This window comes from Aquibacillus albus (genome assembly GCF_016908325.1).
GTDB lineage: Bacteria > Bacillota > Bacilli > Bacillales > Amphibacillaceae > Aquibacillus_A > Aquibacillus_A albus.
In genome coordinates this window covers 1-1,438 of record NZ_JAFBDR010000058.1, presented here as the reverse complement: position 1 = coordinate 1,438, position 1,438 = coordinate 1, and the positions used below count along the sequence as shown (strand labels likewise).

Sequence of the window (1,438 nt, the reverse complement as noted above, 5' to 3'; positions counted from 1 at the left end):
GGGAGGACCATCTCCCAAGGCTAAATACTCCCTAGTGACCGATAGTGAACCAGTACCGTGAGGGAAAGGTGAAAAGCACCCCGGAAGGGGAGTGAAAGAGAACCTGAAACCGTGTGCCTACAAGTAGTCGGAGCGCGTTTATGCGTGACGGCGTACCTTTTGTAGAATGGACCGGCGAGTTACGATCTCCTGCAAGGTTAAGCCGTATAGGTGGAGCCGCAGCGAAAGCGAGTCTGAATAGGGCGAATAAGTAGGGGGTCGTAGACCCGAAACCGTGTGATCTACCCATGTCCAGGGTGAAGGTCAGGTAACACTGACTGGAGGCCCGAACCCACGCACGTTGAAAAGTGCGGGGATGAGGTGTGGGTAGGGGTGAAATGCCAATCGAACACGGAGATAGCTGGTTCTCTCCGAAATAGCTTTAGGGCTAGCCTCAAGAAAGGCGTACTGGAGGTAGAGCACTGATTGGACTAGGGGCCCTCATCGGGTTACCGAATTCAGTCAAACTCCGAATGCCAGCTACGTCAGCTTGGGAGTCAGACTATGGGTGATAAGGTTCATAGTCGAAAGGGAAACAGCCCAGACCGCCAGCTAAGGTCCCAAAGTATACGTTAAGTGGAAAAGGATGTGGAGTTGCTTAGACAACCAGGATGTTGGCTTAGAAGCAGCCATCATTTAAAGAGTGCGTAATAGCTCACTGGTCGAGTGACTCTGCGCCGAAAATGTACCGGGGCTAAACGTATCACCGAAGCTGCGGATTGTTCTTACGAACAATGGTAGGAGAGCGTTCTAAGTGCTGCGAAGTCAGACCGTGAGGACTGGTGGAGCGCTTAGAAGTGAGAATGCCGGTATGAGTAGCGAAATAGAAGTGAGAATCTTCTACACCGAATGCCTAAGGTTTCCTGAGGAAGGCTCGTCCGCTCAGGGTTAGTCGGGGCCTAAGCCGAGGCCGAAAGGCGTAGGCGATGGACAACAGGTGGATATTCCTGTACCACCTTATGACCGTTTGAACAACGGGGGGACGCAGTAGGATAAGGAAAGCGCGCTGTTGGTTATGCGCGTCCAAGCAGTGAGTGAGTCAGATAGGCAAATCCGTCTGGCAATCACAAGCTGTGATGGGGAGGGAACGATAAGTACCGAAGTTCCTGATTTCACACTGCCAAGAAAAGCCTCTAGTGAGGTCATAGGTGCCCGTACCGCAAACCGACACAGGTAGGCGAGGAGAGAATCCTAAGGTGATCGGGAGAACTCTCGTTAAGGAACTCGGCAAAATGACCCCGTAACTTCGGGAGAAGGGGTGCTTCTTGCATGAGAAGCCGCAGTGAAAAGGCCCAAGCGACTGTTTAGCAAAAACACAGGTCTCTGCGAAGCCGTAAGGCGAAGTATAGGGGCTGACACCTGCCCGGTGCTGGAAGGTTAAGGGGACGCGTTAGCCGTA

Annotated in this window: 1 rRNA gene; it reads left to right on the top strand. The window is 52.7% G+C overall.

The window, feature by feature from the left end:
• A 23S ribosomal RNA gene (locus tag JOC48_RS21145) occupies positions 1-1,438 on the top strand; the annotation flags it as partial.